The sequence below is a fragment of the Mycobacterium sp. NPDC048908 genome (assembly GCF_043197955.1).
Taxonomy (GTDB): Bacteria; Actinomycetota; Actinomycetes; order Mycobacteriales; family Mycobacteriaceae; genus Mycobacterium.
The window spans coordinates 424638-440343 of sequence record NZ_JBICUE010000005.1 but is presented as its reverse complement, the minus strand read 5'-3'; the positions used below and the strand labels follow the sequence as shown (position 1 = coordinate 440343).

Genomic DNA, 15706 nt, shown 5'->3' with positions numbered 1-15706 from the left:
CGATCATCATCCGTACCACGCTGCAGGACCTGGAAAGCCGCGCCGGTGTCGGGGTCAGCGGTGGGGGCACCGTGGTGCCGATCAGCACCCTGATCAGGCTGGCCGCGCGCGCCAACCACTACCTGGCGGTCTTCGATGGGGCCAGCGGATCGGCGTTGGACTTGTTCCGGGCCCGCCGGGTGGCGTCGGCGGCGCAGCGGATCATGCTCATCGCCCGCGACGGTGGCTGCACCAAGCCGGGCTGCCCGGTGCCCGCCTACGGCAGCCAGGTCCACCACGCCGCCCGCGATTGGGCCGATAACGGTCGCACCAACGTCGATGAGCTCGGGTTGGCCTGTGGGCCCGACAACCGCATGGTCGGCCCCGATGGCTGGGTCACCCGCATGAACGACCGTCACGAAGTCGAATGGATCCCACCGCCACACCTCGACACCGGCCAAGCCCGGGTCAACACCTACCACCACCCCGAACGACTACTGCGCCCACCCGACAACCCAACTCACGACGATCGCGAGCCCGGCGGTCCGGAACCCAACGCCGCCTGACGAGGCGATGCCGACTTAGATCTGGCCGTGCCGGGGCGGCCGCGCACCCGAGAGGCTGTAGTTCAGACAGTTGGACTCCCGGCACACTGAAATGTGTTGAAGCGGATCACGGGCCATCGTGAAATGATGCCTACTGCAACCTCGGGGCACCGGTTGGTATCAGCAGGATCGAAATGCGTCGCCTAAAGCGACTCTGCCGTCATCGCGGATTCTTTTCGCCGGCCTCGATGGCGATGGTCAACTTGTTCTCGGCCGGCGCCACCGGGCACGTCGCGAATTCGGTGAACGCGCACGGTAGGTTCGAGGCCCGGTTGAAGTCCAACGTGACCGTCCCCCCGGCGTCTGGTCCCTCGATCGACAGTGATCGGCACGCCGGGTAGGTGGTGACGCCGCTGGTGGCATCCGTGAACAGCACGTGCAATACACCGTCCGGACGGCCGAACGCGACCAACTGCGCAGCAGCACCGGCCAATTCGAAGTCGATGATGCCAACAGCGTTGTGGTGGTGCTCGAGCCCTTCTATTACCGCACCCGTCGTGACCGTCTGCGGGTGCTCATAAGCAGCGAAGGTGCCGGTGACGTGCCAGCGCTGACTCGGCGGATAGGCGGGTATGCCTCGGTAGTCCTTCAGATGGGGAGACTCGGGATCGTGTACCCGCATAGCGACCGACCCGGTTCGCCGGATGACCTCGATGCGGCGGGCGCCGTCGTCGACTAGCAACCCTGGCGCGCCCTCGACCGGTTCGAGCCGTTCCGTGCCCTCGATGCCCTCGACATACACCGCATCGGAATCGGCGCGCCATCGTCCGGGAAGGTCGCTGACCATCTCGAACTCGTCGGTGAGCCAATACAATCCGGTCAGGCTCAGCCAGCCCAGCGGGTCCCCGTAATAACGTTCACGCTCGCTGTGCCACGCATTCCAGGCGGCCTCGAACGTCGGGGCTGGAACTTCAGGAGCGGTGGTCACGTCTCGACCTAGACGGTCGAAGGCGCAAGCCGGCCACGCCGCACCAACTCACCCCACACCGCGAACGCCTCGGCGTGCTCGGCGGTCGCCGTGCCGCTGGCGAGTGCTACCAGGCCCGAGGCCAACCGGCCGATCCCGACGCCGGTTTCGTGGACCACGCGCACCAGTTCGTCGAAAGCTTCGTGATCCGAACAACCGCGCAACCCGACGAGGATTCCCGTTGCCACGTCGATGATTCGACGCGAAGTGTCGTCACCAGCGCGATACATGCTCATGGCTGCCATCGTGCGCGACCATGCCGGAGTCGGCAAGGCATCGACCCACGATGATCCTGAAGCGCTACCGACCCGTCATCGGCTCGCTACCGCCGCTACATCGGCGCGTTGGCGGGCTGGAACACTCCGGAGCTGTCGGCCTCTTCCTCGGCACGGATGACGTGCACCACGGCGTTGATCAACGCCAGGTGGGTGAACGCCTGAGGGAAGTTGCCGAGGTGCCGTCCGGTGCGCGGCTCGATCTCTTCTGCGTAGAGATGAAGCGGGCTGGCGAACGACAGCAGTCGCTCGCACAGGTGCTTGGCCCGATGGATCTCGCCGATCTCGACAAGCGCCGACACCAGCCAGAACGAGCAGATCGTGAACGTGCCTTCCTCGCCTGCCAAGCCGTCGTCGGTCTCCTCGACGCGGTAGCGCAGCACCAGGCCGTCCTCGGTCAACTCGTCGGCGATCGCCAACACCGTCGCCCGCACCCGAGGGTCGTCGGCGGGCAGGAACCGGGTCAACACGGCCAGCAGCAGCGAGGCGTCCAGCGCGTCGTCGCCGTAGCGCTGCGTCAGCACGCCACGCGAGTCCACGCCGTTGGCGAGTATGTCAGCCTTGATCTCCTCGGCGATCGCACGCCATTGCTGCGCGTAGGACTTCTCGCCCTCCAGTTCGGCCAGTTTTGATCCGCGGTCCAGCGCGACCCAGCACATGATCTTGCTCGAGGTGAAGTGCTGCGGCTCACCGCGCACCTCCCAGATGCCTCGATCCGGTTCACGCCAGTGCTTGATCGCCTCCTCGACCTGTTGCTTGAGCACCGGCCACAGGCTGTCCGAGATCTGTTCGCGCGATTTGGCATGCAGGTACACCGAATCCAGGCAGGTGCCCCAGATGTCGTGCTGCATCTGGTTGTAGGCGCCGTTGCCGACCCGCACCGGTCGGGCGTTGTCGTACCCGGACAGATGATGCAGCTCTTCCTCGACCAGGGTCCGCTCACCGCCGACGGCGTACATCACCTGAAGTGGGTGGCGTTCGCCGTTGTTGGCACCCGACACGTCGGCGATGAATGCGAAGAAGTCGTCGGCCTCGCGGTCGAGACCCAACGTGTACAGGCCCCACAACGCGAAGGTCGAATCGCGCACCCACGCGTAGCGGTAATCCCAATTTCGTTCGCCCTGAGGGGTTTCCGGCAGCGACGTGGTCGGCGCCGCCAGCAGCGCGCCGGTCGGCGAGTAGGTCAGGCCCTTCAGCGTCAGCGCGCTGCGCTGAAGATACGACCGCCACGGGTGATCGGGGAAGTCGCCGACGTTGATCCACTGTCGCCAGCACTCGCTGGTCTGCCACATCCGGTCGGTGGCCTCGTCATAAGTCTGGGGCACCGGGTGTTTGGACCAGCTCAGGGCGACGAAGATGTTGTCGCCCTCCTTCATTCGGGTGCGGGCCCGTGCCTCGCGGCCCTCGAGGCCGATCCGGAGGTTGGTGGTCAACCGCAGCGTCGGATGCGCGTCGGCGTCACGACTGGCCCGCGCGATCGCCTCGCCGTAGGCCTGGGCCGAGTACTCCCAGGTGGCGTTGATCCGGTGATAGTCGAACGACGGCTCACAGCTCATCACCAACTCGACGGTGCCGCTGACACAGCGCACCGTACGCAACAGAATGTGCTCGGCGTCCCAGTCCATCGGTGTGCGGCGGTGCGTGCGCGACCGCGTCTCGATGTCGTGCCACGGCCCCATCACCAGTGTGTCCCGCACGATCATCCAGCCGGTGTGGGTCTGCCAGGTGGTCTCCAGGATCAGGCTGCCCGGCAGGTAACGACGGGCCGCGGGCACCGAGACGCCGTACGGGCTCAGCCGGAAATGGCCTGCACCGCGGTCGAGGATGGCACCGAACACGCTGGGGGAGTCCGGTCGCGGCACACACAGCCACTCCACCGAGCCTGCCGACGAGATCAGGCAGGTGTTCTCGCAGTCGGAAAGGAACGCGTAGTCGGCGATCGGTGGGAACGGGTTCCGAAGCGACCCGATGCTGCTATACGGCACCGGCGCCGTCACGGTGAACGGGGCTTCGGCCTGGCCGCCCTGGAGGGGCTTCGACCCGTTGGCCTCAGCGTCCGGCGCGCCGTCGGCAGGCTCGGTGTGTTGCAGCGTCATTCCGACATCATCGACTGCCGGGCGCCTCGTCGTCTACTCGGTGAGGGGCGTGTCCGCGCCCGACGGGTTCAGCGGCGGGCAAACTCCGGCACGTGTTCTGGCAGCGGGCCGATCGCGATCGCGTATCCGGCCGCGGCGCGCAGCCCAGGCACGCGGGCGGCGATTCGCGCCAGCAACGGTGGCTCAGCGGTCTGACCTGGAGCAACGGCGACAGCGATGACACGGGCGTGGATGGCTCGCTGTGCCGACTGAATCAGCGCCGCTGGCAGCCACCGCCGCACCTGGATTCGAGCCAAGTGCCTGTTGTTAACCGTGCCACGCCGCAGCGGGCCGGCCAGTGCGGTGGCGGTGGCCACCGCATCGGCGACGGCCAGGTTGATCCCGACTCCACCGACCGGCGACATGGCGTGCGCCGCGTCCCCGATCAGCAGCAGGCCGTCGCAGTACCAGCGGTGCAACCGGTTGAGTTGGACGTCGAGCAGTTTCACGTCGTCGAACGACGTCAGCGACGTGATGTGGTCTGACAGCCACGGCACCAGGGCCACCACGGCGCGGTGCAGCGTCTCGATGCCCTGCGCACGCAATTGCGCGTCTCGGCCCTTGGGGATGACGTAGGCACATTGGAAGTAGTCACCGCGGTCGATCACAACCAGTGCGTGCCCCGCGCCGAGCACTCCGGCCAGGCCGTGTGGGTCGTCGGGGTTGCGCGGTAGACGGAACCACCATACGTCCATCGGGGCACCGAAACTCTTGGGCGTCAACCCCATTGCCGTGCGCAGCGTCGACGAGCGGCCATCACAGGCCACCGTCAAATCGGCGTGCAGGTCGCGGTCATCGCCTTGGCTGTCGCGGTAGCGGACCCCGATTACTCTGCCGCCATCTCGAATCGGGCCGAGCACCTCGGTGCTGCGCAGAAGCGTGAACGTCGGCTCCTTTTCCGCGGCAGCGGCAAGCAGTTCGAGGAAGTCCCACTGCGGCACCAGTGCAATGTGCTTGTGCGGGCCGGGAATTCGCGTCAGGTCGACGCCCACCTCGGTGCCCTGGATTTTCATGTTCAGTGTCTCGATGACACGGTGCGGCATCCGGGCGAACTCGTCGCCGAGGCCCAGTTCGTCGAGCAGGCGAAGGGTGCTGGCGTGGACGGTGTCGCCGCGGAAGTCGCGCAAGAAGTCGGCGTGCTTCTCCATCACGGTGACGTCGACGCCGCCGCGTGCCAGCAGCAGTCCGAGCATGATTCCGGCTGGACCACCGCCGGCGATCACGCAGGTGGTCTTGTCGGCAGGCATTGGAGCATTTTCGCATCGCATACGCTGGCCAGGTGGGCGGCTTCCTGAACTGGTGGGACGGCGTCGAGTTGTGGTTGTCCGGGCTGCCGTTCGTCGCGCAGACCGCCGTGGTGATGCCTGTTGTCCTGGCGCTCGCATACGGGATCGCCATCCTGCTCGACGGTGCGCTTGGCAACGGGATCCGGCTCATGCGGCGGGTCCGCCATCAAGACGAGGACGAGGAGTGAGAAATGCCGCGATCCCGGGTCACCTTGGTGCTGATCATTCTCGTGGTCCTGGTGATCGCAACGTGGCTGCTAACTCGTTAACCGGGCTAAGCCGAGCCTGAGCGCGCTGCCAGACTCTGTTATTCTTCGCGCCATGCGCACAGCGACCGGCAACAAGAGTGGCCACATCCTGGCCCTCATTGCCGTGGGTTTCACTGCTGTCGCAGACGTTTGTTGTTGTCGCTGACTCCATATCCGTCCGCGGTTTGGTGTCGGTAGCGGCTGTCTGGATGCCCAGGTACTGATTCTCCGCCTCGCCGTCGTGACGGAACCCCCCATTCGTCCCCGGTAAGGAAAGGTCATCAATGGTCAACATCGGCAAATCCTGGCGCTACGGTGCTGCCTTCGCCACCATCGCAACGCTGCTGGCGGGCTGTGGCGGCGGATCCAGCGATGTGGCGGGAGGCAGCCCGACGGCGCCCGCACAGACCACACTGACGCTGGTCGCGTACGCGGTGCCCGAGCCCGGCTGGAGCAAGATCATCCCCGCGTTCGCGGCCACGCCCGAAGGCAAGGGCGTAGCGGTCACCACCTCCTACGGCGCGTCGGGCGACCAGTCGCGGTCGGTGGTCGACGGCAAGCCCGCCGACATCGTGAACTTCTCGGTCGAGCCCGACGTCACACGCCTGGTCAAGGCCGACAAGGTGGGCAAGGACTGGAACGCCGACGCCACGAAGGGCATCCCGTTCGGATCTGTCGTTTCGCTGGTGGTACGCAAGGGCAACCCGAAGAACATCAAAGACTGGGACGATCTGCTGCAACCCGGGCTCGAGGTGGTCACGCCCAGCCCATTGAGCTCCGGATCCGCGAAGTGGAACCTGCTGGCGCCCTACGCCGCCAAGAGCGACGGCGGCAAGAACCCGCAGGCCGGTCTCGACTTCGTCAACAAGCTGGTCACCGAACACGTCAAGACCCGGCCCGGTTCCGGCAGGGAGGCCACCGACGTGTTCCTGCAGGGCACCGGCGACGTGCTGATCAGCTACGAGAACGAGGCGATCAACACCGAGCGGCAGGGTAAGCCGGTCGAACACCTCAACCCCCCGCAGACGTTCAAGATCGAGAACCCGGTCGCCGTGGTGACCTCCAGCACGCACCTGGACAAGGCCACCGCGCTCAAGAACTACCTGTTCACCAAGGAAGGGCAGAAGATCTGGGCGCAGGCTGGTTTCCGCCCGGTCGATCCGTCGGTCGCCGCGGACTTCGCCACCGACTTCCCCACGCCGCAGAAGTTGTGGACCATCGACGACCTGGGAGGATGGAGCGCGGTTGATCCCGCGTTGTTCGACAAGGACAACGGCAGCATCACGAAGATCTACAAGCAGGCGACTGGATGACAGCTGCGCTCAACCCCGAGACGGCCCGGCCCCAGGTCACCGAGGACGGTGGCGCGGGCCCGCCTCGGGGATTCTTCAAGAGCCGCTACGGCACCACCTCGTTGCGGGTGGGTGTCGCGACGACGTGGCTGTCGGTGATCGTCCTGCTGCCGCTCGCCGCCATCGTGTGGCAGTCGGCGGGCGGCGGTTGGGACGCGTTCTGGTCCGCGGTCACGTCGAATGCGGCCCTGGCGTCGCTGCGGGTGACGCTGACCATCTCGTTCTCCGTCGCGGTGATCAATCTGTTCTTCGGCCTGCTGGTGGCCTGGGTGCTCACCCGCGACGAGTTCATCGGCAAGAGGCTGGTCGACGCGATCATCGACCTGCCGTTCGCACTACCGACGATCGTCGCCAGCCTGGTCATGCTCGCGCTGTACGGGCCGGGCAGCCCCGTCGGCCTCCATCTGCAGCACACCAAATGGGGCGTGGGTATCGCGCTGCTGTTCGTGACGTTGCCGTTCGTGGTGCGCTCGGTGCAACCCGTGCTGCTGGAACTCGACCGCGAGGTTGAAGAGGCCGCGGCATCGTTGGGCGCGAACAACCGGACCATTTTCACCCTCGTGATCCTTCCCGCGCTGTTGCCGTCTCTGCTGTCCGGCGCGGGGCTGGCCTTCTCGAGGGCGATCGGCGAATACGGGTCGGTGGTGTTGATCGGTGGCGCGGTGCCTGGCGAGACCGAAGTGTCGTCGCAGTGGATCCGGACGCTGATCGAGAACGACGACCCCAGCGGTGCTGCGGCGATTTCCATTGTCCTGCTGGTCATTTCCTTCGTCGTGCTGTTCGTCCTGCGGAGCATCGGAGCCAGGGCCGCCAAGCGTGAGGAGCTCGCGGAGTGACGCTCTCAACGCCCATGCGCTACCTGATGCGTTACCTCGCGCTCGGGTATCTGCTTCTACTGTTGATCGTCCCGGTGGGCTTGATCCTGTGGCGCACGTTCTCGCCGGGCGTGGGTGCCTTCATCAGCAACATCACCACGCCGGCCGCCATCTCGGCATTGCAGCTGTCGCTGATCGTCGTCGCGATCGTGGTGCCACTCAACGTACTTTTCGGAGTGCCCACCGCTCTTGTGCTCGCGCGCAACAAGTTTCGAGGCAAGAGCTTGTTGCAGGCCGTGATCGATCTTCCCTTCGCGGTGTCGCCGGTGGTGGTGGGCGTGGCGTTGATCCTGTTGTGGGGCTCGGCCGGCTTGTTCGGCTTCGTGGAGAACGACCTCGGCTTCAAGATCATCTTCGGCTTTCCCGGCATTGTGCTTGCCAGCATCTTCGTCACGGTGCCGTTCGTGATCCGTGAGGTCGAACCGGTGCTGCACGAGTTGGGCACCGATCAGGAAGAGGCCGCGGCGACGCTCGGCTCGAATTGGTGGCAGACGTTCTGGCGGGTCACATTGCCGTCGGTCCGCTGGGGCTTGATGTACGGCATCGTGCTGACGATCGCCCGCACGCTCGGGGAGTACGGCGCGGTGATCATGGTCTCGTCGAACCTGCCCGGCACATCTCAGACGCTGACGCTGCTGGTGTCGGATCGGTACAACCGCGGCGCCGAGTACGGCGCCTATGCGGTGTCGACGCTGCTGATGGGCGTCGCGGTGATCGTTCTGGTGGTCCAGGTCATTCTCGACGCGCGCCGCGCAAAGACGAATAATTAACCGACGAGGAGACGGATAGCCGTGACGAATGCGATCACCGTGCGAGGTGCCAACAAGCACTACGGCGATTTCGCGGCGTTGGACAACGTCGACTTCGAGGTGCCGTCGGGCTCGTTGACCGCGCTGCTGGGACCGAGCGGCTCGGGCAAGTCGACGCTGTTGCGCGCGATCGCCGGCCTTGACCTGCCCGACACCGGCACGGTCACCATCAACGGCCGCGACGTGACGCATATCCCGCCGCAACGGCGCGGTATCGGCTTCGTCTTCCAGCACTACGCGGCGTTCAAGCACTTGACCGTGCGCGACAACGTGGCATTCGGCTTGAAGATCCGCAAGCGGCCGAAGGCCGAAATCAAGGAGAAGGTCGACAACCTGCTTGACGTGGTGGGCCTGGCCGGTTTTCAGACCCGCTATCCCAATCAGCTCTCGGGCGGGCAGCGACAGCGGATGGCGTTGGCGCGCGCGCTCGCCGTCGATCCCGAAGTGCTGCTACTGGACGAGCCGTTCGGCGCGCTGGACGCGAAGGTGCGCGAGGATCTGCGTGCGTGGCTTCGGCGACTGCATGACGAAGTGCACGTCACCACGGTGTTGGTCACGCACGACCAGTCGGAGGCGCTCGATGTCGCCGACCGGATCGCGGTGCTCAACAAGGGCCGCATCGAGCAGGTTGGTTCGCCGACAGAGGTGTACGACGCGCCTGCCAATGCGTTCGTGATGTCGTTTCTCGGTGCGGTGTCGTCGCTGAACGGATCGCTGGTCCGCCCGCACGACATCCGCGTCGGCCGCAACCCCGAGATGGCGATCGCGACCTCCGACGATTCCGTTCAGGCCACCGGTGTACTACGCGCGACCATCGACCGAATTGTCATGCTGGGCTTCGAAGTTCGCGTCGAGTTGACCAGCGCCGCCGACCACACGCCGTTCACGGCGCAGATCACCCGCGGCGATGCCGAGGCGCTCGGGCTCAAGGAAGGCGACACGGTGTACGTACGTGCAACCCGAATTCCTCCGCTGCCGGGCGGCACCGAGATTCCGCGGTCGGACCACGCCGACGAGGACGAGGCGCTGACGAAAGCCTAGCCTCGCGCATCCGATATCAAGCAGCGGCCCGCCTCTCGAGCGCCTGGTCGAACCGGTCCAGCACGGTGTCGGCCACCAGTCGGTGCGGGCCGAGCGGAGCCGACATCGAAATCCCTTGCGCCAGTGCGAATTCTGCGACCCGATCGGTGATGCGGCCGTGCGCTAGGAACCATGGCGCGATGACCAGGCGAGTCGCGCCGCGTTCACGCAGCACGTCGGCGGCTTGCGCGAGCGTTGGTTGTGGGCCCGTCGCGAACGCCGTCGTCGTGGTCCACCGAGTGTGCTGCGCCAGGTAGTCCGCGACCAGTGCGGTGCGCGCATTGGCTTGCGGCCGTGATGAACCCACCGCGGTGACAAGGACGCCGACGCCCGAGTCGAGTTGAGACACCCCGGCGTGGGTCAGTCGCTGCCGGAGCACTGCCACCAGGCGGTCATCCTCCCCGAGCACGCCGGCCTGTATGGCGTCCGTGCCTGACTCCGCGATGAGCGCCGGAATGTCGACACGCGCGTGATACGCATCGGCCAGCAGCAATGGCACGACCGCCGTGTTGCGTCCGGTCCCTGCCAACACATCCCGCAGATTGGGAAAAGTCTGCTCGCAGAACGCTACTCGCACGTCGACATCGCGTCGCATCCTGCAGATGGTGGCTGCCACCTCGTGCGCCGACTCCGCTGATCGGGGATCAGCGGAGCCGTGCGCGGTGAGGACTAGAGTGTTCACGACGCGTGCAGACCGCATTCCGTCTTCGACGTACCGGCCCACCGGCCGCTACGCGGATCGGCTCCCTCGACCGGCTTGGCCGTGCACGGAGCGCAACCGATCGACGGATAGCCCTCGAACACAAGCGGATTGACCAGCACATCGTTGGTGTCGATGTAGGCCTGCATCTCCTCGTCGGTCCACGCCGCGATCGGATTGATCTTCACCAACCCAAAAGCCTTGTCCCAGCTGATCAACGGTGCGTTGGCGCGCGTCGGTGCCTCGACACGTCGGATGCCGGTCACCCACGCGGAGTACCCGCGCAGGGCCTTGGAAAGCGGCTCTACCTTGCGCATCCGGCAGCATTCATTGGGCTCGCGGGCGAACAGGTCCTTGCCGAACAGTTCGTCCTGCTTCTCGACGCTGTTCTCCGGCGTGACGTTGACGATGTTGATGTCGTAGACCGCCTCGACGGCGTCCCGCGTGCCGACCGTCTCGACGAAGTGATAACCGGTGTCCAGGAACAGCACGTCGACCCCGGGGCGCACCTTGGCGGCCAGGTCGACCAGCACCGCGTCCTGCATGTTGGACGCCACCACGTACCCTTTTGTCGCCGAATCCCCGGCTCCGGCGACGACGCCGAAGTTCTCGTCGGTCCAACGCAACAGGTCCAGCGCGTTGGCGCCGTCCAACTCCGCTGCGCCACGCTCGGCCAGTGCCTGCAGATCAGTCTGATTCATGAGGTCGGTCATCTGTGTCCTCCGCTCTTCGCGCAAGTGCTCATCGCAAATCCGCCTCGTCTGCTCGTACAGCCCACGTAGCGAAACGCTCGCCCTGCTCGCGTTGTTTCACGAAATTGCGAACGACCCTGTCGATGTAGTCGCCCAGCTCGCTGGACAACACCTTGTGCTGACGCAGCTTGCGGCCGAATCCGCTGTCCAGTCCCAGGCTGCCGCCCAGGTGCACCTGGAACCCCTCGACGGAATTGCCGTCGCCGTCGTCGACCATCTGGCCCTTGAACCCGATGTCGGCGACCTGGATGCGGGCGCACGAGTTCGGGCAGCCGTTGATGTTGACAGTGATCGGCACGTCGAGTTGGGCGTTGATGTCCTCGAGGCGCTTCTCCAACTCCGGCACCAGCACTTGCGCACGCCCGCGGGTCTCGGCGAACGACAACTTGCAGTACTCGATGCCGGTGCAGGCCATCAGGTTCTTGCGCCAGCCCGACGGCTGCGACGGCAGGCCCAGCGCGTCAAGGCCGGCCACCAGCGCGTCGAGTTTGTCGTCAGGCACATCGAGGATGACCAGTTTCTGGTACGGCGTCAGCCGCACCCGGTCGGAGCCCGCCGCGTCGACGAGGTCGGCGACCTTCTGCAGGATCGTGCCCGACACCCGGCCCGCGATCGGCGCGACGCCGACGGCGTTCTTGCCGTTCTTCAGCTTCTGCACACCGACGTGGTCGATCGGGTGTTTGACCGGCTCGGGCGCGGGCCCGTCGATCAGCTTGCGGCCCAGGTACTCGTCCTCGACGACCTGGCGGAATTTTTCAATGCCCCAGTCCTTGATCAGGAACTTCAGCCGCGCCTTCGACCGCAGGCGGCGGTAGCCGTAGTCGCGGAACACCGAGGTGACCGCCTCCCAGACGTCAGGCACCTCGTCCAGCGGAACCCACGCGCCGAGGCGCTGCGCCAGCATCGGGTTGGTCGACAGCCCGCCGCCGACCCAGATATCCAGGCCCGGGCCGTGCTCGGGATGGTTGACGCCGATGAACGCGATGTCGTTGACCTCGTGCGCCACATCCTGCAATCCGGAGATGGCGGTCTTGTACTTGCGCGGCAGGTTCGAGAACGAGGGATTGCCGATGTATCGGCGGACGATCTCATCGACCGCCCACGACGGGTCGAGCACCTCGTCCAGCGACTCGCCGGACAACGGCCCGCCCAGCACGACACGAGGGCAGTCCCCGCACGCCTCGGTGGTCTGCAGGCCGACCGCGGCCAGCCGCTCCCAGATCTGCGGGACGTCCTCGATCCGGATCCAGTGGTACTGCACGTTCTCGCGGTCGCTGATGTCCGCGGTGTCGCGGGCGAACTCGGTGGAGATCTCGCCGATGGTCCGCAGCGCGGCCGCCGACAGTGCGCCGCCGTCACAGCGCACCCGCATCATGAAGTACTTGGCTTCCAGCAGATCGGCGTTCTCGTCGCCGGTCCAGGTGCCGTCGTAGCCTTGCTCGCGCTGGGTGTACAGGCCCATCCAGCGCATCCGGCCGCGCAGGTCCTGCTTATCGATGCTGTCGAAACCCTGCTTGGAGTAGACGTCGATGATGCGGTCGCGCACGTTCAGCGCGTCGTCATCCTTCTTGAACTGTTCGTTGGCGTTGAGCGGCTCGCGGTAGCCGAGCTTCCATTGGCCCTCGCCACGGGGGCGCTTGAGGGGCTTGGCCGTTGTCATAGGTGTGTGGCTCCTTCGTGGAGCCGGACCGCGCGTCAATCACCGGTGGCTGTCCGGTGGCGCAGATCCGGCAGCCAGCTGAAATACAGGTGGACGGGTCTACGGCATCAAGGCAGACAACAACAGGTACAAACGCGCTTGAAGTCGACATGCCGCCGCGCCACCAGCGATACGCGCTGGGGAAAGCTGCGAGCGGCGGTCACGCGCCCAATTCTGCCACGGACACCGACATATGCCCTAACCGTGGCTTGCGGGTCGGGGTGTGACCTATCACCGGTTGAGGCGGTGGCAGGCGGCGGTGTTTGACGGTGATCTGGACCGGGGGCTGATTGCGCGCGATGGTAGTGGTGTGACGGTTCCCCCGGAAAATCGCACCGCGTTGGCCGCGTCGCGGGCTGCTGAGCAGGCACAGGCCGAACTGGCTCGGCTGCGGGCGCGGGTAGACGAGCTTGAACAGAGCAACGAAGGCCTGGAGAAAGCCAACGAGGCGTTGGGAAAAGCTATCGGGCTCTTGCATGCGATGCGCGAGCACGAGCCCGACGCAGCCCCGACGACCAGCGATCCCAGCAGTTCATCGACACCGAAAACGGACTCGTCACCGAGCTGACTGCGGTGATCGGCTCGAAACGTCAGGCGTTGGCGATGATCGGTTTGTCCCGTTCGACGTGGCATTATCGCTGCAAGCCGCGCCTTGGGGTCGCTGACCCGGTGCCACAGAAGGATCGGGCTTACCCCGCACGCATCGGTGCAGCTGATCGTGCGGTGATCACGGGCAAGATCATCGCCGGCTGGCAGGCGGGCACCTCGGTGGATTATTCGTTCGCCGCCTCCTGGGATGAGGGCGTGATGCTGGCCTCACGGCGTTCCTGGTGGCGCATCGCGGCAACGATCGCCGATCAAAGCGCCCGCCCGCTCAGCCCGACTCGCTCGTCGATCAAGACACCGCGACAGGCGCCGGTATGCAAAGCTACTGGGCCCGGCCAGATTTGGAGCTGGGATATCACCGACTTGCGTAGCCCGTGGCGGGGTGTGGCGTTTAAGGCGTACTCGATCATCGACATCTACTCGCGCATGATCGTTGGCTGGCGTGTCGAGGAGCGCGAGTGCGACGACCTGGCCGTGGAGATGTTTGAGACCGCGTTCGCTAACCATGGACTGCCTGCGGTCGTTCACGCCGACTCCGGGCCGGCGATGCGTTCCACGGTTCTTAAAGACCTCCTGGCCGATCTCGACGTCGCCCAGACGCACAACCGGCCCCGTGTCAGTAATGACAATCCTTTTTCTGAATCTGAGTTCCGCACAATGAAATACCGGCCAAACTATCCGCGCACCTTCGCCGATATCAACGCCGCCCGAGCCTGGGTGGCCTCGTATGTGTCCTGGTACAACCAGCACCACCGACACAGCGGTATCGCGCTGTTCACCCCCGCCGAGGTCCATGACGGGGGCTGGAGGCAGCGATGGCAGCAACGTGACCAAGCCCAACAGGCCTACTACAACAGCCACCCCGAACGGTTCCGCAAACGACCCACCACCAAAGCCCCCAGCCCCATCGTCGGGATCAACCTACCCACCCAACCCCAACCCCAACGACTCCAAGCAGCTTGACAACGACCGCCGGGGGAATTTTGCGCTCACGGTGAGTAAAAGTCCGCCCAAGTCCTGGCGAACGTGAGCTTGCACACGACTCGGTGCGAGGTCCTCTGGGAGACTGGCCAAATGGCCGTCCGAACCGCCCCCGAACAGCTGCCGCGAGTGGCCGCTACGCCGGGTCGGCCGTTCGGCATCTACATCCATGTACCGTTCTGCGCGACGCGGTGCGGCTATTGCGACTTCAACACGTATACCCCCACTGAGCTGGGCGGTGCCAACCCGGAGGGATGGCTCGAAGCCCTCCGCATCGAGCTGGGCCTCGCCGCCTCGCGACTGGGCAGCCAACGAGTCGAGACGGTGTTCGTCGGCGGCGGGACGCCCTCGATGCTCGGCGGCGACGGGCTGTCCGCCGTGCTGGATGCGATCCGCGCGCACTTCACGGTGGCTCCTGCTGCGGAGGTGACGACGGAGGCGAATCCCGAATCCACCTCACCGCGGTTCTTCGACCAGCTGCGGACGGCGGGGTTCACCCGGCTGTCGCTGGGCATGCAGTCGGTCGCCCCGCACGTGCTGAAGGTCCTCGACCGGGTGCACTCGCCGGGACGTGCCCTCGACGCGGCACGCGAAGCGCGGGCCGCCGGCTTCGACCACGTCAACCTCGACCTCATATATGGCACACCGGGGGAGTCCGACGACGATCTGCGCCGCTCCGTCGATGCGGCGATCGATGCGGGCGTTGACCACGTGTCCGGCTACGCGTTGGTGGTCGAGGACGGTACCGCGCTCGCGCGCCGGGTGCGTCGCGGGGAGATCGCTGCGCCCGACAACGACGTGCTGGCGCAGCGCTACGAACTGCTCGACGCGCGGCTGTCGGCGGCGGGCCTGCACTGGTACGAGGTGTCCAACTGGAGCAGACCCGGCGGGGAGTGCAGGCACAACATCGGCTATTGGAACGGCGGCGAATGGTGGGGCGCGGGTCCCGGCGCGCACGGATACGTCGACGCCGTCCGATGGTGGAATGTCAAGCACCCCAATACATATGCGGACTCTCTGGCCGACGGCCAGCTGCCGGTGGCCGACTTCGAGCAGCTCGATGCAGGCACCAGGCATGTCGAGGACGTGATGCTGCGGCTGCGGCTGCGCGACGGGCTGCCGATGGCGGTGTTGGACGACGACGAACGCGCGCGCGCCGATACGGTGGTGGCCGACGGACTGGTCGAATTGCGACGCGATCGATTGGTTCTCACCGACCACGGCCGGTTGCTCGCCGACGCCGTGGTGCGCACCCTGCTTGCCTAGCTACCTCGACGACGAACCGGGAAATCCCGCGAAAATTGGTTTGAACGATTCCCCCGCGTTGGATCGTTGTGCTCAACGAAAGGCCGACCGA

18 protein-coding genes are annotated in these 15706 nt (G+C 65.8%); 10 read left to right on the top strand and 8 right to left on the bottom strand.

The annotated features are described in order from the left end of the window. The coding region (locus ACGFK1_RS16990) for a DUF222 domain-containing protein (protein ID WP_393431208.1) at positions 1-545 on the top strand (545 nt) is incomplete at its 5' end. A 199-nt stretch (positions 546-744) separates the two neighbouring features. Here ACGFK1_RS16990 and ACGFK1_RS16985 read toward each other — a convergent pair. From ACGFK1_RS16985 to ACGFK1_RS16970, 4 genes are all read right to left on the bottom strand, one after another. Then, on the bottom strand, positions 745-1512 hold the full coding sequence (locus tag ACGFK1_RS16985) for a DUF1684 domain-containing protein (RefSeq protein ID WP_393431206.1): 768 nt from the start codon (positions 1510-1512) through the stop codon (positions 745-747). An 8-nt stretch (positions 1513-1520) separates the two neighbouring features. Next, positions 1521-1787 (bottom strand): ANTAR domain-containing protein, encoded by a 267-nt coding sequence (locus ACGFK1_RS16980; protein ID WP_393431204.1) that lies wholly within the window; start codon positions 1785-1787, stop codon positions 1521-1523. 95 nt (positions 1788-1882) lie between these two features. Next, the gene (locus tag ACGFK1_RS16975; RefSeq protein ID WP_393431202.1) at positions 1883-3922 is read right to left on the bottom strand and encodes a glycoside hydrolase family 15 protein; all 2040 of its coding nucleotides are present in this window, start codon (positions 3920-3922) and stop codon (positions 1883-1885) included. Positions 3923-3990: 68 nt separating this feature from the next. Beyond that, positions 3991-5208: an FAD-dependent oxidoreductase gene (locus tag ACGFK1_RS16970; protein WP_393431200.1), complete on the bottom strand. Its 1218-nt coding sequence runs from the start codon at positions 5206-5208 to the stop codon at positions 3991-3993. Between the two features lie 32 nt (positions 5209-5240). Between ACGFK1_RS16970 and ACGFK1_RS16965 the strand changes: the two genes are divergently transcribed. From ACGFK1_RS16965 to ACGFK1_RS16940, 6 genes are all read left to right on the top strand, one after another. Then, entirely contained in the window at positions 5241-5435 is a 195-nt protein-coding gene (locus tag ACGFK1_RS16965) for a hypothetical protein (protein ID WP_067812313.1), read from the top strand. A 133-nt stretch (positions 5436-5568) separates the two neighbouring features. After that, on the top strand, positions 5569-5661 hold the full coding sequence (locus ACGFK1_RS16960) for an Ms4533A family Cys-rich leader peptide (protein ID WP_393431198.1): 93 nt from the start codon (positions 5569-5571) through the stop codon (positions 5659-5661). 118 nt (positions 5662-5779) lie between these two features. After that, entirely contained in the window at positions 5780-6808 is a 1029-nt protein-coding gene (locus ACGFK1_RS16955; protein ID WP_393431195.1) for a sulfate ABC transporter substrate-binding protein, read from the top strand. Next, on the top strand, positions 6805-7683 hold the full coding sequence (gene cysT, locus ACGFK1_RS16950) for a sulfate ABC transporter permease subunit CysT (protein WP_393431192.1): 879 nt from the start codon (positions 6805-6807) through the stop codon (positions 7681-7683). Before ACGFK1_RS16955 ends, cysT begins: the two co-directional genes overlap by 4 nt. A 14-nt stretch (positions 7684-7697) precedes the next feature. Beyond that, entirely contained in the window at positions 7698-8492 is a 795-nt protein-coding gene (gene cysW / locus ACGFK1_RS16945; RefSeq protein ID WP_393431275.1) for a sulfate ABC transporter permease subunit CysW, read from the top strand. Between the two features lie 21 nt (positions 8493-8513). Beyond that, the gene (locus tag ACGFK1_RS16940) at positions 8514-9572 is read left to right on the top strand and encodes a sulfate/molybdate ABC transporter ATP-binding protein (RefSeq protein ID WP_393431189.1); all 1059 of its coding nucleotides are present in this window, start codon (positions 8514-8516) and stop codon (positions 9570-9572) included. 16 nt (positions 9573-9588) lie between these two features. On the opposite strand, the gene ACGFK1_RS16935 is transcribed toward ACGFK1_RS16940, so the two are convergent. From ACGFK1_RS16935 to ACGFK1_RS16920, 4 genes are all read right to left on the bottom strand, one after another. Beyond that, a complete protein-coding gene (locus ACGFK1_RS16935) occupies positions 9589-10311 on the bottom strand; it encodes a sirohydrochlorin chelatase (RefSeq protein ID WP_393431187.1) in 723 nt (240 codons plus the stop codon). Then, positions 10290-11024 carry a phosphoadenylyl-sulfate reductase gene (locus tag ACGFK1_RS16930; protein ID WP_393431184.1) on the bottom strand — a complete coding sequence of 245 codons (735 nt, stop codon included), beginning with the start codon at positions 11022-11024 and terminating at the stop codon, positions 10290-10292. Before ACGFK1_RS16930 ends, ACGFK1_RS16935 begins: the two co-directional genes overlap by 22 nt. 28 nt (positions 11025-11052) lie before the next feature. Then, complete coding sequence (locus tag ACGFK1_RS16925) at positions 11053-12723, bottom strand: nitrite/sulfite reductase (RefSeq protein WP_393431181.1); 1671 nt, start codon at positions 12721-12723, stop codon at positions 11053-11055. 107 nt (positions 12724-12830) lie between these two features. Then, on the bottom strand, positions 12831-12887 hold the full coding sequence (locus ACGFK1_RS16920; RefSeq protein WP_393431272.1) for an Ms4527A family Cys-rich leader peptide: 57 nt from the start codon (positions 12885-12887) through the stop codon (positions 12831-12833). Between the two features lie 185 nt (positions 12888-13072). Here ACGFK1_RS16920 and ACGFK1_RS16915 point away from each other — a divergent pair, with 185 nt between their 5' ends. The 3 genes from ACGFK1_RS16915 (at position 13073) to hemW (ending at position 15615) form a co-directional block, all read left to right on the top strand. Next, positions 13073-13330 (top strand): hypothetical protein, encoded by a 258-nt coding sequence (locus ACGFK1_RS16915; protein WP_393431178.1) that lies wholly within the window; start codon positions 13073-13075, stop codon positions 13328-13330. Between the two features lie 5 nt (positions 13331-13335). Beyond that, positions 13336-14331, top strand: a complete 996-nt coding sequence (locus ACGFK1_RS16910; protein WP_393431175.1) for a transposase — start codon at positions 13336-13338, stop codon at positions 14329-14331. Between the two features lie 111 nt (positions 14332-14442). Next, on the top strand, positions 14443-15615 hold the full coding sequence (gene hemW, locus ACGFK1_RS16905) for a radical SAM family heme chaperone HemW (protein WP_393431172.1): 1173 nt from the start codon (positions 14443-14445) through the stop codon (positions 15613-15615). The last annotated feature ends 91 nt before the right edge of the window (positions 15616-15706 follow it).

What these genes read in the sequence shown, in the direction of transcription:
- ACGFK1_RS16930 (WP_393431184.1), bottom strand. Translation starts at nt 11,024, where the DNA reads ATGACCGACCTCATGAATCAGACTGATCTGCAGGCACTGGCCGAGCGT.
- ACGFK1_RS16935 (WP_393431187.1), bottom strand. Translation starts at nt 10,311, where the DNA reads ATGCGGTCTGCACGCGTCGTGAACACTCTAGTCCTCACCGCGCACGGC.
- ACGFK1_RS16970 (WP_393431200.1), bottom strand. Translation starts at nt 5,208, where the DNA reads ATGCCTGCCGACAAGACCACCTGCGTGATCGCCGGCGGTGGTCCAGCC.
- ACGFK1_RS16975 (WP_393431202.1), bottom strand. Translation starts at nt 3,922, where the DNA reads ATGACGCTGCAACACACCGAGCCTGCCGACGGCGCGCCGGACGCTGAG.
- cysT (WP_393431192.1), top strand. Translation starts at nt 6,805, where the DNA reads ATGACAGCTGCGCTCAACCCCGAGACGGCCCGGCCCCAGGTCACCGAG.
- cysW (WP_393431275.1), top strand. Translation starts at nt 7,698, where the DNA reads ATGCGCTACCTGATGCGTTACCTCGCGCTCGGGTATCTGCTTCTACTG.
- ACGFK1_RS16960 (WP_393431198.1), top strand. Translation starts at nt 5,569, where the DNA reads ATGCGCACAGCGACCGGCAACAAGAGTGGCCACATCCTGGCCCTCATT.
- ACGFK1_RS16980 (WP_393431204.1), bottom strand. Translation starts at nt 1,787, where the DNA reads ATGAGCATGTATCGCGCTGGTGACGACACTTCGCGTCGAATCATCGAC.
- ACGFK1_RS16925 (WP_393431181.1), bottom strand. Translation starts at nt 12,723, where the DNA reads ATGACAACGGCCAAGCCCCTCAAGCGCCCCCGTGGCGAGGGCCAATGG.
- ACGFK1_RS16955 (WP_393431195.1), top strand. Translation starts at nt 5,780, where the DNA reads ATGGTCAACATCGGCAAATCCTGGCGCTACGGTGCTGCCTTCGCCACC.
- hemW (WP_393431172.1), top strand. Translation starts at nt 14,443, where the DNA reads ATGGCCGTCCGAACCGCCCCCGAACAGCTGCCGCGAGTGGCCGCTACG.